Source organism: Halolamina salina, from assembly GCF_054653455.1.
In genome coordinates this window covers 1,521,034-1,534,636 of record NZ_BAAIGE010000002.1, presented here as the reverse complement: position 1 = coordinate 1,534,636, position 13,603 = coordinate 1,521,034, and the positions used below count along the sequence as shown (strand labels likewise).

Sequence of the window (13,603 nt, the reverse complement as noted above, 5' to 3'; positions counted from 1 at the left end):
GGGCGCGGATCGGCAGTGGCAGTCGCACTGTCGAGCAACCCTTTTAGCCGTGCCCGCCCTGGAAACCACAGATGCAACGGGAGTCGGTACTTCGCGTCGACCTCACCCGCGGGGCGGTCACTGAGGAGCCCGTCCCCGAGCGGTGGCGCCGGCGCTACCTCGGCGGGAAGGGGCTGGGCGCACGCTACCTCTACGAGGAGCTGCCGGCCGGCGCCGACCCGCTGGGGCCGGAGAACCGGCTCTGTTTCGCGCTCGGTCCGCTGTCGGGCTACCTCCCGGGCGAGACGCGCTACGCCGCGGTGACGAAGTCGCCGCTGACGGGGGGCTTCCTCGACTCCTACGCCGGCGGGCAGTTCCCGCTCGCGCTCGCCGGCGCGCTGCCGAACTGTCTGGCCGTGATCGTGCAGGGGGTCGCCGACGAGCCGACGACGCTGGTCGTCGAGGACGGCGACGCCGAACTCGTCCCGGCCGAGAACTGGGGCGCCGACACCGTCGAGACCGCCGAGGCCTACCCCGACGCGAGCGTCGCCTGTATCGGTCCCGCGGGCGAGAACGAGGTCGCGTACGCGACCGTCGCGTCCGACGCCGGCGACCACCACGCGGGCCGCGGCGGCGTCGGCGCCGTGATGGGCGCGAAGCGGCTGAAGGCGGTCGTCGCTCGCGGCGACCGGCCCGAGATTCCGCCCGCGATCGAGGAACTGCGGGAGCGGACCGACGCGGAGTACGCTGACCACGCGACCGGTCGCTGGCAGGCCGCCAGCGGCACCCTCGAGTCCGTCGAGTTCGCCGACGAGGTGGGCGCGCTCGCGACCGAGGGCTGGCAGGCCGGCCGGTTCGACGGGAGCGAAGGCGTCGGGATCGGCGCCGCGCGCGACGCCGCGATCGAGCGCGAGCGCGAGGACGACCGCGTGCCCGGCGGCTTCCGAGTCGACACCGAGGAGGGCGAGAGCGTCCCCCGCGGCGCGACGCCGATCAGCCTCGGCGCCGGCCTCGGGATCGACGACTTCGACGCGGTCGCGGCGCTGGGCGCGGCGTGTGACCGCCTCGGCGTCGACGTGATCGAGTCCGGCAGCGCCGTCTCTTGGACCGTCCTCGCCGCGGAGGCCGGCGTCGTCGACGAGTCAGTCGAGTTCGGCGACGACGAGGCCGCACGCGAACTCGTGGAGCGGATCGCCCGCCGCGAGGACCCGCTGGCGGACGCGCTCGCACAGGGGGTCGCCGAGGCCGCCGCGTTCGTCGAACGGAACGGCCGAGACGGCGCCGACCCTGACGAGGACACCGGCGACGCCGACCTCTCCGGCGAGGAACTGGTGCCGACGGTGAAGGCCATGGCGCTGCCGGGGTACGACCCCCGTGGCGCCGAGGGGATGGCGCTGGCCTACGCGACCAGCGACCGCGGCGGCTGTCACCGCCGCGCCCGGCCCGTCGAGGAGGAGGTGTTCCACGACCGGAGCCGCGCCGAGACCGTCCGCGAGGTCGCGGAGGCACAGACCGCCCGCTCGGTGCTCTGGAGCCTCGTCGCCGACGACTTCCTCGGCGACGTGCTCCGGGAGGATCTGGGCGCAGAGTGGCTCCGCGCGGTCGGCATCGACCACGACGCCGCCTCACTGGCCCGAACCGGCGAGCGCATCTGGACGCTGGTCCGACTGTTCAACGCCCGCGAGGGGTTCGACCGCGCGGACGATGAACTGCCCGCCCGGTTGCGACAGGCCCGCGAGGACGGCGCCGCGATCGACCCCGCGGCGTTCGAGCGCACCCTCGAGGCCTATTACGAGTACCGCGGCTGGGGCCGCGACGGCCTCCCGACCCGGGCGCTCGTCGCGGCGCTCGACCTCGACGACGTGATCGACGCCGAAACGCCGCTCTCGACCGACGCCCCGGCGCCCGCCGGCGACGCGACAGTACCCGACGACACCCAGACAGAATGACCGACAGGATCGATCTCGACGACGTCGAACAGCCCGAGGAGGAGCGCGACGAGGACCGACCCAACCCCGGCGACTGGCTCTGGCGCGGCGAGGGCTCGCCGGACGAGGAGCCGGCGCCCCCCGAGCGGAGCGTCGACATCGGCGCCGACGACTTCGCGGACACCGGCACCGCGACCCCGCGCATCCCGCGGGAGAACGACGACAAGCCGGTGGGCGTCCCCGTCGACAGCGGCGGCGCGGGCGGCGGCCCGGCGAGTTCGGGCGACGCGCCGACCGGCGGCGTCCCGTCGACCGACGACGCCGAGCGTGAGGAGGCCGAGCGGAGCGGCGACCCCGCGAACACCGGCGACACGCCCAGTCGGGCGTGGGGGGAGGCTGCCCGGGAGCACGGCGCCTCCGGGGACGCGACCGAGGCCGACGCCGACAGCCCCCAGCCCGGAACGCCGGGGGGCGGCGACGGCGCGACCCCGAGCGCGAGTCGGACGAGCGCGGGCGGGCACTCCCGCGGCGAGGAGTGGGAGAACGCCCAGCCGGTACAGCAGTCCGAGTCGACGCCCGGCGCGGCCTCCCACGGCTCGGCGCCGACCCGGACCGCGGACATGACGATGGCGTTCTCCTACCGCGCGATCCGGCGGCTCGCGAACGTCCACGCCGCGTTGGCCGACGCCGAGAACTGGACGGACTACCTCGGCATCGTCGGCGACGTGGACGCGTCGACGATCAACAAGTACCAGCGCGACAACGTGCTGGATCTGGACTTCTTCAACGGCTCCGGCACCGGGCCGGCCGAGCGGCTCGCGGCGGTGGGGCCGAACTCGATGTTCTACGCCGAGCGGATGGTGCTCGTCGGCGTCGACGAGCGCGAGCAGGCGTGGGCGCAGGAGGCCGACTGGGAGTTCGTCCCGCTGGAGACCGCCGCGGAGGAGGCCGGCTGGGAGTTGGACGAGAACTGACCGTCCGCGACCCGTGGGTTTTTGACTCGACAGTCCAATTGGGTGGGTATGAGTCTGAAAGAGGCGTTCGAACAGTCAAGCTTCCTGACGCTGGCCGTTCTGGCCGCTATCGCGTGGACGGTGTTCTCCACCGCCCGCGTGCTGGGTCAGTTCGACTACTGGAACCCCGAGCCGTTCGGCATGACCCCCGGTGCGGGGATCGTCGGCGTGCTCGTGATGGGTATCGGCATCGTGCTCGCGATCGCGCTGCTGGGCGCGATCGAGCACGACGAGCCGGCGCCGGAGACGTGGCCGCCCGAAGACGCATAATGCAGTACGTCTGTACCGAGTGCGACTCGATGGCGCGGTTCGGCGGCGAGACCGGTCCCGTGGACACCCAGTGTCCCGTCTGTGAGGCGGTGACGCGCTGGGAGCCCGCCTTCGAGGGCGAGGCCCAGGGGGTGTCGTTCTGATGGCGCTGGCAGTCGAAATCGGCGACCGGCTCGCCGACGCGGCGTCGGAGTGGGCCGACCAGCGGATGCTCGACGACGACGACGCGCTGGAGCAGAAGCTCGAACAGGCGCTGCTGGAGGTTGAACACCTCGCCTCCGGCACGACCGAGATCGAGTTCGAACTCGACGATCGGACGCTCCACTACGCGCCGAGCGACGAACTTGAGGCGTTGCTCGAAGAGCAGGCCGAGCGCGTCGACGCCGACCCGAGCGCCGTGCTCGGGCTTCACCTCGAACTGTTCGCCCGGACGTTCCTCCCCGAGGACTCGATCCAGCCGGGTGCCGGTCCGGGCGCGCCGGTCGACGCCGACGACTGGTGAGGGAAAACGACTAAGCCCCGTCGGCTCTTGACCCCGTGTATGGCTTTCAAGGATAGTGGCTGGCGTCCGGAGGGCGCGATGGATGCCTTCGGCGACTACGAGGTCTGGGAGTACGAGCGCGGCCCACACGAGATCAACACGGGCGAGGTCGACGGTACGATCGACTTCGAGAAGTACGAGGACGGCGACTTCGCGACCTCGGTCGACGACCTCGAAGACGACGACGAGTAACGCGGTCGACGGTTCGGCTTCGCCGTCCCGTCGTTTTTGCGGATCGCAGTTCGACTCGATAGCTTCTGGAACGGCGATCGCGTTTCGGTCGTCGATTTCTGGAACAGCGACCGCGATAGCGTCCCGATCGTTGGCCACTGAAGCAGCATCCGCGACAGCATCTCGATGCTTGACCACTTGTAACTGCAGTGCGCCGGGCATGAAGCCCGGCGCAGCCCCGTATCCCCACCCCTCCCCCCCGCGGGCCGGCGACAGTCGGCGGCCGCGAGGCGTCCACCGCGACCGCACCGCGGCTGCGGTGGCGCGCGACGTGAGCAGGGCGAGACCGAGGGTCTCGCTGGCCGTGCGGGCGACGCATGGGTCGCCCGCACGACGCCTCCGTGCGCGAACGAGCACGCGAGGGACGACCGACTGAGCGAAGCGAAGGAGGGAGTCGGCTGGGGAGGAGTGAGGGCTGTGCGGGGCGGTTGCGGTTACAAGTGGCCATGCTCACTCCGCGGTCGCATTCATCGTGGATGTAGCGAAGATAGAGGCAGCCAACTCCGCGGTCGTGATCGCCGTTAAACGAGCAACTACCGTGCCCACTCACGAACGAAGTAACGAAACGAAGACCGAGAACTACAGCAACTGCGCCACGATCTCGTCCTCGAACGCCGCAGTCCCGGCGGCGATCCGCGCGCCGGCGACGAACAGTTGCTCGTCGGTCTCCTCCGCGATGTGGTCGGTGAACTGCTCCAGCCACGTCAGCAGGTGCTCGTCGAGGAACACGCGCTCGAAGCCGACGGTCTCGTCCTGCCCGGCGCGCTGGCGCTCGATCAGGTTCCGCAGGAACGCGAACTCCACGGCGATGTGGTCGTTCTCCTCGCCGTACTCCTCCGGCGGGTTCCAGCCCGCAGCACCGTAGCTGGCCTCCACGTCGGCCAGCCCCTCGCCGATGAACTCGGTGTCGTCCCGGTAGTACGTCTCGTGGGGGAGCACGTTCGGCCGGGGACCGACCATCAGCGCGGTGTACTCCTTGGCGAGTTCGTTTGTCACCTCCGCGGGATCGCGCCCCTCGTTTTCCTCGATGAACTCCTCCAGCGCGGCGAAGCCGGCGTCGAGGTGGTCGTTGACTTCGTCGCCGGGCGTCTCGATCTCGCCCGCGAGCAGGCGTTCGATGAACGCCTCGTCGGGCGTGTCGTGGAACACTTCGATCACGAAGTCGACCAGTTCGATACGTGCGTCGTAAACGGCGGTTTCGTCCATTAGTTACCCCTGAAACACGATCTGCGCGCGGCACTCGTCGCAGTACTCGAAGATACTGTGCTCGGTGTCGCCGGCGACGCCCTCGACGAGGTCGCCGACCTCGTCCTGCACCTTCTCCATCGACCCGCGGCTGGTGAAGGGAGTGCCACAGCGCACACACTCGATCATCTCGCCCTCGAAGACCGGCTCCCACTCCTCGCCGTCGCGGTTCTCCGGCAGGCGCGAGCGCTCCAGCCCGGGCTCGATGGTGATGGCGCCCTCCGGACAGCCGCTCTCACAGAGCCCGCAGTTCACGCAGTCGGCGTGGTTGAACTGCAGTTCGCCGTCGCCGGTCCGCTGGATGGCGTCGGTGGGACAGAGCGTCGAACAGGTGGGCGTGAGGTTGCAGTCGTCGGAGACCTCCATCCGGCCGAACGTGTCCAGCCCGCGGATCACGTCGCGGTCCGGGTCGGTCGCGGCCAGAATCCGGCGCAGCGACTCCAGCGCCCAGTCGTGGGTCGTGAACGGCTCGCGGGGGGAGTCCGGCCGCCCGGTGCCGGTGGCCTCGTGCTCGCCGGTCGGGAGCGGCGACGGTTCCAGCCCCTCGACGAACCCGTCGAGCTCGTCGGCGAAGCTCGCGGGGTCGTCGCCGGCGGGCGCGAAGAACGCGGTCCGCGCGCCGAGCTCCAGATCGTTCGTGGCGATGTTCATCCGCTCGACCAGTTCGGCCTTCGGGTCGGGACCGGAGTGGAGACAGTCGTCGCCACAGCCGACGATCGCGACGCCGTCGGCGCCGGCCGCGAGCGCGTGGAGCACCTGCGCCTCGCCGACCGTGTCCGTACAGTTCACGCGGACCGGGAGGATCGGCTGGTAGGAGATGTCCTCGCCGCGGCCCGCGCGCCGCCCGTAGCTCTCCAGCGCGTCGGCCGCCTGCTCGGAACAGACGAACGCGATCACCGGCGACTCGATACCGCTGTCGCCGCCGAAGAAGCTCGAGAGCCGACCTCCCTCCTCCATGTCGAGCAGGGATTCGACCTCGCGCGCGAGACGTTCGTTCGACGGCTCCCGGAGTTCGACCGCGCCCGTGGGACACGCGGACGTACACGCGCCACAGTCCATACAGGCGGTCTCGTCGAACGCGACTTCGTCCACCGCGGGCCGGGAGACGGCCTCGTGGGGACAGGCCTCGGTACAGCGCGTACAGCCCTCGACGCCGGAGTCGCCCGAGGCACAGAGATTCATGTCGATGTCGAGGTGCTGGGGCTTGGAGATCCCGCCGAGCTGGCTCTCGACGGCCGCGGCGACGCCGCCGTCGAAGTGCGAGAAGTAGCCCAGTTGGCCCCCGCGACCCCGCGTCGGCCCGCCGGGGTACACCACCTGATCGGCCTCGATCGTGCGCTCGACGCCTTCAGGCTCGATGGCGTCGACCGGGCAGCAGTCCAGATACTCCCCGTCGGGCGCGTCCGGCGCGATGTCGACCGGGTAGGAGCTGACCGCCTCGTCCGGGCCCTGCTTGACACACTCCATGCAGCCGATGCAGTCCTCGGTGACGCGGGCCTCGACGGTGAGTTCGAACTCGCCGAACGATCCCGAGAGGTCGCGCACGCGGCCGCGCTCGACATCCACGTCATCGAGGTCGTGTTCCGGCTCGCCGAAGTCCAGCCCGTTGGCGAGCAGCGTCACGTCGGCGCGGCCCGACAGCGACTCCGCGGCGGCGGCGTCGCCGACGACGACCACGTGGTCGCCGGCCTCCTTCGACACCGTGCGCGAGGGCGCCTCCTCGCGCAGGCCGGCCACGGTCGCGTCGATGGTGCGGGCGGTCTTCTCGGTCGCTTCGGCGGTGTCGTGGACCCAGCCCGACCCCTCGCGGTGGTCGACGAACGCCGTGGCGTCGGGGTGGAGTCCCTGCGCCTCGGCCATCTCTTGGATCCGCCGCTGACAGCCGGCGTCGGGGGCGGTCGCGACCACGTGATCGAGGTCGTACTCCTCGACGACGGCGGCGGCCTTCCCGAGGCCGTCGCCACAGAGGTGGCTCGCGCTCGCGACCACCTCCACGTCCTCGTCGCCGACGCCCTCCCTGACGCCCTCGGCGTCGATGGCGTCGGGGGCGCCGCAGTCGCAGACGAACGCGCCTACCTTCATCGTCCGAGCGCTTACCCACCGCTCCCAATAGGGCTTGCGACACGGGCAGTTTTGATTTTGGCTGGCCGAAAAAATACCCGTGGGGTTCGGCATACCCGTTTCGCGATAGCGGAAATCGGGGACGATGTTGCGGTAAACAGTTTCATTTCGAGCGAGAATCGTGTCGATTCGTCTCCAAACCCCGGTACTGCCGTGCGATGGATTGAAGGAGTACCCGTTCATGTATCCGTTAATTCGCACCGGCACGCATCGTCGGTGCGACATGATACAACAATGAGTTCACAACCAGTCTCCCTCGACCTGGACCGCAGGTCGTTCCTGAAGGCGAGCGCGCTGGCCGGCGCAGTAGCCCTCGGGGGCGGCGGCGCGGGACAGGCACTCGCACAAAGCGACGGGGAGGTCGACGGAACCGACGAAGAGGGCGAACTCACCAAGACGGTCTGTAACTTCTGTGCCGTCGGGTGTGGGTTCCGGGGCGAACGCAAGGGCAACGCCTTCGTCGGGCAGGAGCCCTGGCACGAGAACCCGATAAACAACGGCTCGCTCTGCTCGAAGGGCGCCGCGATCTACGGGAGTGAACACTCCGAACGCCGTCTCAAGCATCCGCTGATCAAGGACGGCGACAGCTGGCGCAAGGCCGGCTGGAGCGAGGCGCTCGACAAGGTCGCGGACGAGATCAACCAGATCCGGGAGGAGCACGGTCCCGACTCGGTCATGTGGATGGGGTCGGCCCACTTCTCCAACGAGGAGTCCTACGCGTTCCGAAAGCTGAGCAGCCTGTTCGGGACGAACAACGTGGACCACCAGGCCCGGATCTGTCACTCCACCACCGTCGCCGGCCTCGCGAACACGTGGGGTTACGGGGCGATGACCAACACGATCAACGACTACCGCAACTTCGACCTCAACATCATCATCGGCCAGAACCCGGCCGAGGCCCACCCGATCGCGATGCAGCACATCCTCGAGGGCCAGAAGCGCGGGGGCGACATCGCGGTGGTCGATCCGCGGTTCACCAAGACCGCGGCGAAGGGTGACTACTACTACCGGATGCGGCCCGGTACCGACGTGGCCCTGATGATGGGGCTGATGAAGTATCTCCGGGACGAGCAGAACCTCGACCGGGAGATGCTCGAAGAGCGGGTCATGGGCTGGCCGGACGTCGAGGCCGAACTCGACCAGTACGACCTCGAAACCGTCGAGGACATCACCTGGGTCAGTCAGGAGCAGATTCGGGAGCTCGGCGACCTGATCGCCGAGAACGCGCCGAACGTCCAGATCGAGTGGGCGATGGGCGGCACCCAGCACAACAACGGGACCCAGAACATCCGTTCCTACGCGCTCACCTCGCTGGCCTCCGGGAGCGCCGCCCGTTCCGGCGGCGGCCTGCAGGTCATGCGTGGCCACGCGAACGTGCAGGGGGCGACCGACCTCGCGGTCGCGAGCCACATCCTGCCCGGCTACTACTCGGTCGGCTCGCCCGGCTCGTGGCGCTACTGGACTGACGTCTGGAGCAAAAGCCCGTACACGAGCGGGGAGATCACCTTCGAGGAGCTGTACGACGAGTACGACCTGATGCCGGAGGAGAAGTACGCCCGGCAGTCGGGTGAAGGGGAGGTCGACGAGACGTTCCCGAACGACCGCTCGATGATGTTCCAGAAGGGGATGACCGTCGCGCGGTGGTTCGACGGCGGACTCCCCCAGGAGGAGCGGCTCAACGAGACGCCGCTGTACCAGCCCGACGAGCTGAAGGCCGTCGTCATCTGGGGCCACTCGCTGAACTCCATCTCGGAGATGCAGAAGATGAAGGACGCGATGGACCGGATGGATCTGGTCGTCGTCGTCGACGTGTTCCCCTCGGTGGCGTCGGTGCTCTCCGATCAGGACAACGTCGTGATCCTCTCGGCGGCCTCGCAGTACGAGCACCACCGCTCGCTGACGAACTCCCACCGTTCGGTCCAGTGGTCCGAGCCGGTGCGACCGCCGTCGCACAACACGAAGCCGGACCTCGAGATCATGCAGGAGCTCGCGGCCCGCTTCGGCTTCGGCGACCACTTCGACTGGGGCTCCGGCCCCGGGCTGTACAACGGCAAGAGCACCTACGAGGAGGTGCTCCGGGAGGTCAACCTCGGCGTCCGGACGATCGGCTACCAGCAGGATCCCGAACGCCTGCAGGAGCAGCAGGAGTACGACTACGCGTTCTCCACGGACAACCTCCGCTGTGAGGAGGAGGGACTCCCCGTCTCCGGGGAGTTCTGGCAGCTCCCGTGGCCCTGCTGGGGCGAGGGTCATCCCGGCACCCCGATCATCTGGAACGACGACCTCGACCCGCGAAACGGCGGGCAGGACTTCCGCGCCCGGTGGGGGGTACAGGCCCCGACACCCGAGGAGTGGGAGGAGATGGACGTCGGGGACAAGGAGTACCCGATGCAGGAGACGTACGATCAGGACGGCGAAGAGGGCCTGAACCTCCTGCGTGACCCCTACGAGCCCGAGTGGGAGTCCGACTTCGACGGCGAGGTTCAGGGCGTCCCGCAGTACCCCGGCTTCGCGACGACGCTGCCGGAGGACTACTCCAACCCGGACCAGCTCTCGCTGCCGTACGCGTACGCGCTCGATCCGAACCAGTCCGTCTACGACACGGCGGTCGCGATGAACGAGCGCTACGGGACGGACTTCGACGAGGACTGGTACGAGCAGTACGACTACGCCCAGCCGGACGCGCCGACCGGGCGTGGCCGCGCACGCGGTGTGGTCTGGGGTTTCCTCGACACGGTCCCGGTTCACCGGGAGCCGGTCGAGAGCCCCCGTCCCGACCTCGTGGAGGACTGGCCCGCGAACGGGCAGCAGACCAACTTCTACCGGCTCGACCAGAACAACGCGGCGGTCCAGGAGCGCGCGACCGCGGCCGCGAACGATCCGGGCGACGAGTCGGCGTTCAGCACGGTCATGACGACCGGGCGGCAGGTCGAACACCAGGGTGGCGGGGCAGAGTCCCGCTCCAACGAGTACCTGGCCGACCTCCAGCCCCACATGTACGTGGAGATCCACCCGAACATGGCCGAGGAGATGGGGATCGACGGCGGCGACCTCGTCGTCGTCTCCACGACGGACCGCGGGTCCGTCTTGGTGAAGTCCCGCGTCACGCCGCGCCCCGGCCACGGACCGGAGGAGGAAGAGATCTTCCTCCCGTACCACTGGGGCGGCATCGCGAAAGGTGAGAGCCTGCTCGATAAGTACCCCGACGGCAACGAGCCGTTCGCCATCGGCGACTCGGTGAACTTCATCACCTCGCGCGGGTACGACGTGGAGACACAGATGCAGGAGACGAAGGCGGCGCTGGCGAAAGTCCGCCCCGCCACACAGGAGCTGGTCGACGAGCTGAACATGGACGTCGATCTGGAGACGTTCACGTTCCCGCAGGACGAGGCGGGCTTCGGCCAGCAGAAGGACTTCGACACCCGCGACAACACGACGGTTCAGTAAAATGTCTACCAACGAATCAAACTCCGAAGTCATCGGCCAAGGGGTGATGAGCACCGGCGAGGATACGCGCATCTTCCCCGACGTGGCCGCGTGTATCGACTGTGGCGGCTGTGTAGTCGCCTGTAACCGAACGTGGGACATGCCCCGCGACGAACAGCGGATCAGCATCTCCACGATGCTCGAGGGCGAGGAGGGCGCCGAGGGTCTCAACGCGAATCCCTCGCAGGCGATGGCCCAGGGCGAGAGCCCGGGCGAGACCAGCGTCCCGATGCAGTGTTACCACTGCGAGAACGCGCCCTGCGTCTCGGTCTGTCCGGTCGACGCGCTCGTCAAGAAGGACGACGGGTTCGTCGACGTGCGCGACGACGTCTGTATCGGCTGCCAGTACTGCCTCTCGGCCTGTCCGTTCGGCGCCCCGCAGTTCCCGGGCTCGAACGACGGCGCCGCGGAGATCTTCGGTACCGGCGGCACGATGGACAAGTGTACGATGTGTCAGGACCGACAGGACGTCGGCAAGGGTCCGGCGTGTGCCGAGGAGTGTGCGACCGACGCCATCCTCGTGGGCACGACCGAACAGATCGCCGACGAGCTCGAGAAGCGTGACTCGGGGACGTTCTTCAACGACGAGGCGATGGAGATCGTCTTCGGTGAGGACGAGGCGAAGGAGGCGTTCGGCGTATGAGCAACTCGACCGCAGAGAACGGCGCCAGCAGCTACTCGGGGACCGTCGTCGCGGTCAACGCCGTGATCTCGGTGGCGGTCGCGCTCGGGTTGGTCTGGGTCGTCAACGGGTTCAACGTGTTCTACGAGCGGCTGGACCGCGTCTCGCCCACCGTCGAGGGCGGCGGGATCGGCAGTGCGTTCGTCACCGGCAACGAGATCGAGTGGCTCGTCTTCCTCGTGGAGGCGATGCACGCGATCGACGTGCTGATGGGGCTGTTCATCCTGGTGATGGTGTTCCTCCACTGGGGGGCGTTCCGACGCCTCGCGGGGCGGATGCGCCAGCCCGGCGAGTCCCGCGTCGCGACCGACGGAGGTGAGAACGAATGACGAACCTCGATCACGGGAAGTTCACGCGCATGACGACAGTGTTCCACTCGCTGCTCGCCATGGACGTGTTCTTCCTGTTCTTCACGGGGTACGCCATCATGTTCAACGACGAGCTCTGGTGGATGCTCACCCTGATGGGTGGCTCCGGCTCCGTCGCCGCGCTCCACCGCGCGTTCGGCGTCGGCCTACTGGCGCTGGTCGTGTTCTGGATGCTGATGATGGTGACGACGGACACCGGGCGCTCGAACTTCCGTGAGATCATGCCGACGCCCGGCGACGCGAAGGCGTTCGTCCAGGACATCCAGTTCGTGCTGGGCAACGCCGAGGAGCGCCACCCCAACGCCCGACAGTTCGCTGGCGGCACCGCCGACGAGATCCCGCTGCTGAGCTACGTCGGCAAGGGCGTGGTGTTCATCTTCGCCGCGGAGCTGACGCTGCTGTCGATCTCGGGCCTGCTCATCTGGAGCAAGACCGGGCTGATGCAGTACTTCGCGACCCGGACCGCGGCGATGGCGTTCGTCGTGTTCCACGGCCTGCTCGGGGTCGTGATGCTGATGGGTGTGATGTTCCACATCTTCGAGCACGGGTTCCACCCGGCGTTCTTCCCGGTGGAGACCAAGGCGTTCATCCCGCGCTCGATGATCCCCGAGGAACACAGCGACGACGTCGAGGGGACGGGCATCCAGCACCTCGAGCTCTCGCCCAACTGGGCGAGCGCGTCCAACCTCGGCGGCGCGGCGACGGTGATCGGGATCGTCAGCGTGCTGACCGCCAGCATCTTTGACACCGGCTACCCGGTGTCGCTCGAACTGCTGGTCGGCGGCGGCCCGACGAACCTGCTGCTGACCGTCGGCGTCAACATCGGCGTGCTCGTGCTGTTCCTCGGCATGGTGCTGTCGGTGTACGGCAACCTCGTCCGCATCCGCTGGGAACAGCGCATGGCCGAGGAGGAGGAGGCCGACAGCGTCGAGGCCGAAGCGGCCGACTGACGCGACACTCGCGGTTTTTCCTTTCTTTCCGATCGAACAGCCGCCGCTCCCGGGTGCGAGGATGTGCCGCCGACGGAGAAAAAAGGGCGTTAGGAGATCAGTTCCGCGCTCTCCGTCGACAGTTCGACGGTCACGTCCTCGGTGGCGTGCTGCTGGATCTGATCGATGTTCCGCGTGAGCACTTCGAGCACGTCCTCGGGCTCGGGGTAGACGAGCATGTTGCCGTCGTCGTCCTCCATCACCAGCTGGGTGTCGGAGAGCTGGATCTGGCCGTCCTCGATCGAGGCGACGATCGACGACAGCGCCTCCGAGCCGCCGGGCTCGCCCTCGACCACTTTCGTGATGTAGAGGCTGTCCATGCCGATCAGGTCTTTGTACTCCCGAATCCGCTCGGCGCAGCTGACCATGTCGCGGGTCACTGCCGTCTTCTCGGGGTTGCCGTGTTCTCCTTCGTAGCAGTGTTTGCAGACCCGCAGTTCCATCCGCATACTCCGCTGTGAGGGATGAGGGCGGATATAGCTGTCCACCTCGGACGACCGCTCGGCGACCGGGGAGTTATTACGGGTGCGCCGTAAGGGGGAGGTATGGCTGGCGAGCTACTCAACATGGCGTACGCGTGGGCGGCGGTCGTCGTCGCCGTCGTGGGCGTTGTCGGAACGATGCAGTTCACTGACGGACCCGAGAACGACAAGACCGCCTCAGGCATCACCGCGATCGCGGTCGTGGTGTTCGTCGTCGCCGTCGTGGCATCGATAACGCTGTAACCAGGCGCTGACACGCCGCCGAACT

General features: G+C 68.4%; 14 protein-coding genes. 11 read left to right on the top strand and 3 right to left on the bottom strand.

Annotation, left to right across the window (positions count from 1 at the left end; translation table 11 throughout):
* The first annotated feature begins 71 nt into the window (after window positions 1–71).
* From ACYQZ5_RS08280 to ACYQZ5_RS08255, 6 genes are read left to right on the top strand one after another with little or no spacing between them, the layout of a single operon-like run.
* Entirely contained in the window at window positions 72–1,928 is a 1,857-nt protein-coding gene (locus tag ACYQZ5_RS08280; RefSeq protein WP_459845800.1) for an aldehyde ferredoxin oxidoreductase family protein, read from the top strand.
* Window positions 1,925–2,881, top strand: coding sequence for a DUF7124 domain-containing protein (locus tag ACYQZ5_RS08275; RefSeq protein ID WP_459845797.1), 957 nt, complete (start codon window positions 1,925–1,927; stop codon window positions 2,879–2,881). The genes ACYQZ5_RS08280 and ACYQZ5_RS08275 overlap by 4 nt, the downstream gene beginning before the upstream one ends.
* Before the next feature lie 48 nt (window positions 2,882–2,929).
* On the top strand, window positions 2,930–3,190 hold the full coding sequence (locus ACYQZ5_RS08270; RefSeq protein ID WP_379732689.1) for a hypothetical protein: 261 nt from the start codon (window positions 2,930–2,932) through the stop codon (window positions 3,188–3,190).
* On the top strand, window positions 3,190–3,333 hold the full coding sequence (locus ACYQZ5_RS08265) for a hypothetical protein (protein WP_379732690.1): 144 nt from the start codon (window positions 3,190–3,192) through the stop codon (window positions 3,331–3,333). The genes ACYQZ5_RS08270 and ACYQZ5_RS08265 overlap by 1 nt, the downstream gene beginning before the upstream one ends.
* Entirely contained in the window at window positions 3,333–3,692 is a 360-nt protein-coding gene (locus ACYQZ5_RS08260; RefSeq protein WP_379732691.1) for a hypothetical protein, read from the top strand. The genes ACYQZ5_RS08265 and ACYQZ5_RS08260 overlap by 1 nt, the downstream gene beginning before the upstream one ends.
* 39 nt (window positions 3,693–3,731) lie before the next feature.
* On the top strand, window positions 3,732–3,923 hold the full coding sequence (locus tag ACYQZ5_RS08255; RefSeq protein ID WP_379732692.1) for a hypothetical protein: 192 nt from the start codon (window positions 3,732–3,734) through the stop codon (window positions 3,921–3,923).
* 618 nt (window positions 3,924–4,541) lie between these two features.
* Here ACYQZ5_RS08255 and ACYQZ5_RS08250 read toward each other — a convergent pair.
* Together ACYQZ5_RS08250 and ACYQZ5_RS08245 are read right to left on the bottom strand one after the other, a co-directional pair.
* A complete protein-coding gene (locus ACYQZ5_RS08250) occupies window positions 4,542–5,168 on the bottom strand; it encodes a TorD/DmsD family molecular chaperone (protein ID WP_379732821.1) in 627 nt (208 codons plus the stop codon).
* Between the two features lie 3 nt (window positions 5,169–5,171).
* On the bottom strand, window positions 5,172–7,289 hold the full coding sequence (locus ACYQZ5_RS08245; protein WP_459845794.1) for a hydrogenase iron-sulfur subunit: 2,118 nt from the start codon (window positions 7,287–7,289) through the stop codon (window positions 5,172–5,174).
* 273 nt (window positions 7,290–7,562) lie between these two features.
* On the opposite strand from ACYQZ5_RS08245, the gene ACYQZ5_RS08240 reads away from it, so the two are divergent.
* Genes ACYQZ5_RS08240 through ACYQZ5_RS08225 form a run of 4 tightly spaced genes read left to right on the top strand, consistent with a single transcriptional unit; the run spans window position 7,563 to window position 12,814 of the window.
* Entirely contained in the window at window positions 7,563–10,775 is a 3,213-nt protein-coding gene (locus tag ACYQZ5_RS08240) for a formate dehydrogenase subunit alpha (RefSeq protein WP_379731390.1), read from the top strand.
* Window position 10,776: 1 nt separating this feature from the next.
* On the top strand, window positions 10,777–11,457 hold the full coding sequence (locus ACYQZ5_RS08235) for a 4Fe-4S dicluster domain-containing protein (protein WP_379731389.1): 681 nt from the start codon (window positions 10,777–10,779) through the stop codon (window positions 11,455–11,457).
* Window positions 11,454–11,825 carry a hypothetical protein gene (locus ACYQZ5_RS08230; RefSeq protein WP_379731388.1) on the top strand — a complete coding sequence of 124 codons (372 nt, stop codon included), beginning with the start codon at window positions 11,454–11,456 and terminating at the stop codon, window positions 11,823–11,825. The genes ACYQZ5_RS08235 and ACYQZ5_RS08230 overlap by 4 nt, the downstream gene beginning before the upstream one ends.
* The gene (locus tag ACYQZ5_RS08225; protein WP_379731387.1) at window positions 11,822–12,814 is read left to right on the top strand and encodes a cytochrome b/b6 domain-containing protein; all 993 of its coding nucleotides are present in this window, start codon (window positions 11,822–11,824) and stop codon (window positions 12,812–12,814) included. Before ACYQZ5_RS08230 ends, ACYQZ5_RS08225 begins: the two co-directional genes overlap by 4 nt.
* Window positions 12,815–12,903: 89 nt before the next feature.
* On the opposite strand, the gene ACYQZ5_RS08220 is transcribed toward ACYQZ5_RS08225, so the two are convergent.
* Window positions 12,904–13,302: a hypothetical protein gene (locus ACYQZ5_RS08220; protein WP_053947779.1), complete on the bottom strand. Its 399-nt coding sequence runs from the start codon at window positions 13,300–13,302 to the stop codon at window positions 12,904–12,906.
* A gap of 96 nt (window positions 13,303–13,398) precedes the next feature.
* Between ACYQZ5_RS08220 and ACYQZ5_RS08215 the strand changes: the two genes are divergently transcribed.
* Entirely contained in the window at window positions 13,399–13,578 is a 180-nt protein-coding gene (locus ACYQZ5_RS08215; protein ID WP_379731386.1) for a hypothetical protein, read from the top strand.
* The last annotated feature ends 25 nt before the right edge of the window (window positions 13,579–13,603 follow it).

Coding starts and splice junctions, on each gene's coding strand:
- ACYQZ5_RS08265 (WP_379732690.1), top strand. CDS start 3,190: ATGCAGTACGTCTGTACCGAGTGCGACTCGATGGCGCGGTTCGGCGGC.
- ACYQZ5_RS08225 (WP_379731387.1), top strand. CDS start 11,822: ATGACGAACCTCGATCACGGGAAGTTCACGCGCATGACGACAGTGTTC.
- ACYQZ5_RS08220 (WP_053947779.1), bottom strand. CDS start 13,302: ATGCGGATGGAACTGCGGGTCTGCAAACACTGCTACGAAGGAGAACAC.
- ACYQZ5_RS08215 (WP_379731386.1), top strand. CDS start 13,399: ATGGCTGGCGAGCTACTCAACATGGCGTACGCGTGGGCGGCGGTCGTC.
- ACYQZ5_RS08260 (WP_379732691.1), top strand. CDS start 3,333: ATGGCGCTGGCAGTCGAAATCGGCGACCGGCTCGCCGACGCGGCGTCG.
- ACYQZ5_RS08270 (WP_379732689.1), top strand. CDS start 2,930: ATGAGTCTGAAAGAGGCGTTCGAACAGTCAAGCTTCCTGACGCTGGCC.
- ACYQZ5_RS08250 (WP_379732821.1), bottom strand. CDS start 5,168: ATGGACGAAACCGCCGTTTACGACGCACGTATCGAACTGGTCGACTTC.
- ACYQZ5_RS08255 (WP_379732692.1), top strand. CDS start 3,732: ATGGCTTTCAAGGATAGTGGCTGGCGTCCGGAGGGCGCGATGGATGCC.
- ACYQZ5_RS08275 (WP_459845797.1), top strand. CDS start 1,925: ATGACCGACAGGATCGATCTCGACGACGTCGAACAGCCCGAGGAGGAG.
- ACYQZ5_RS08245 (WP_459845794.1), bottom strand. CDS start 7,289: ATGAAGGTAGGCGCGTTCGTCTGCGACTGCGGCGCCCCCGACGCCATC.
- ACYQZ5_RS08280 (WP_459845800.1), top strand. CDS start 72: ATGCAACGGGAGTCGGTACTTCGCGTCGACCTCACCCGCGGGGCGGTC.
- ACYQZ5_RS08240 (WP_379731390.1), top strand. CDS start 7,563: ATGAGTTCACAACCAGTCTCCCTCGACCTGGACCGCAGGTCGTTCCTG.
- ACYQZ5_RS08235 (WP_379731389.1), top strand. CDS start 10,777: ATGTCTACCAACGAATCAAACTCCGAAGTCATCGGCCAAGGGGTGATG.
- ACYQZ5_RS08230 (WP_379731388.1), top strand. CDS start 11,454: ATGAGCAACTCGACCGCAGAGAACGGCGCCAGCAGCTACTCGGGGACC.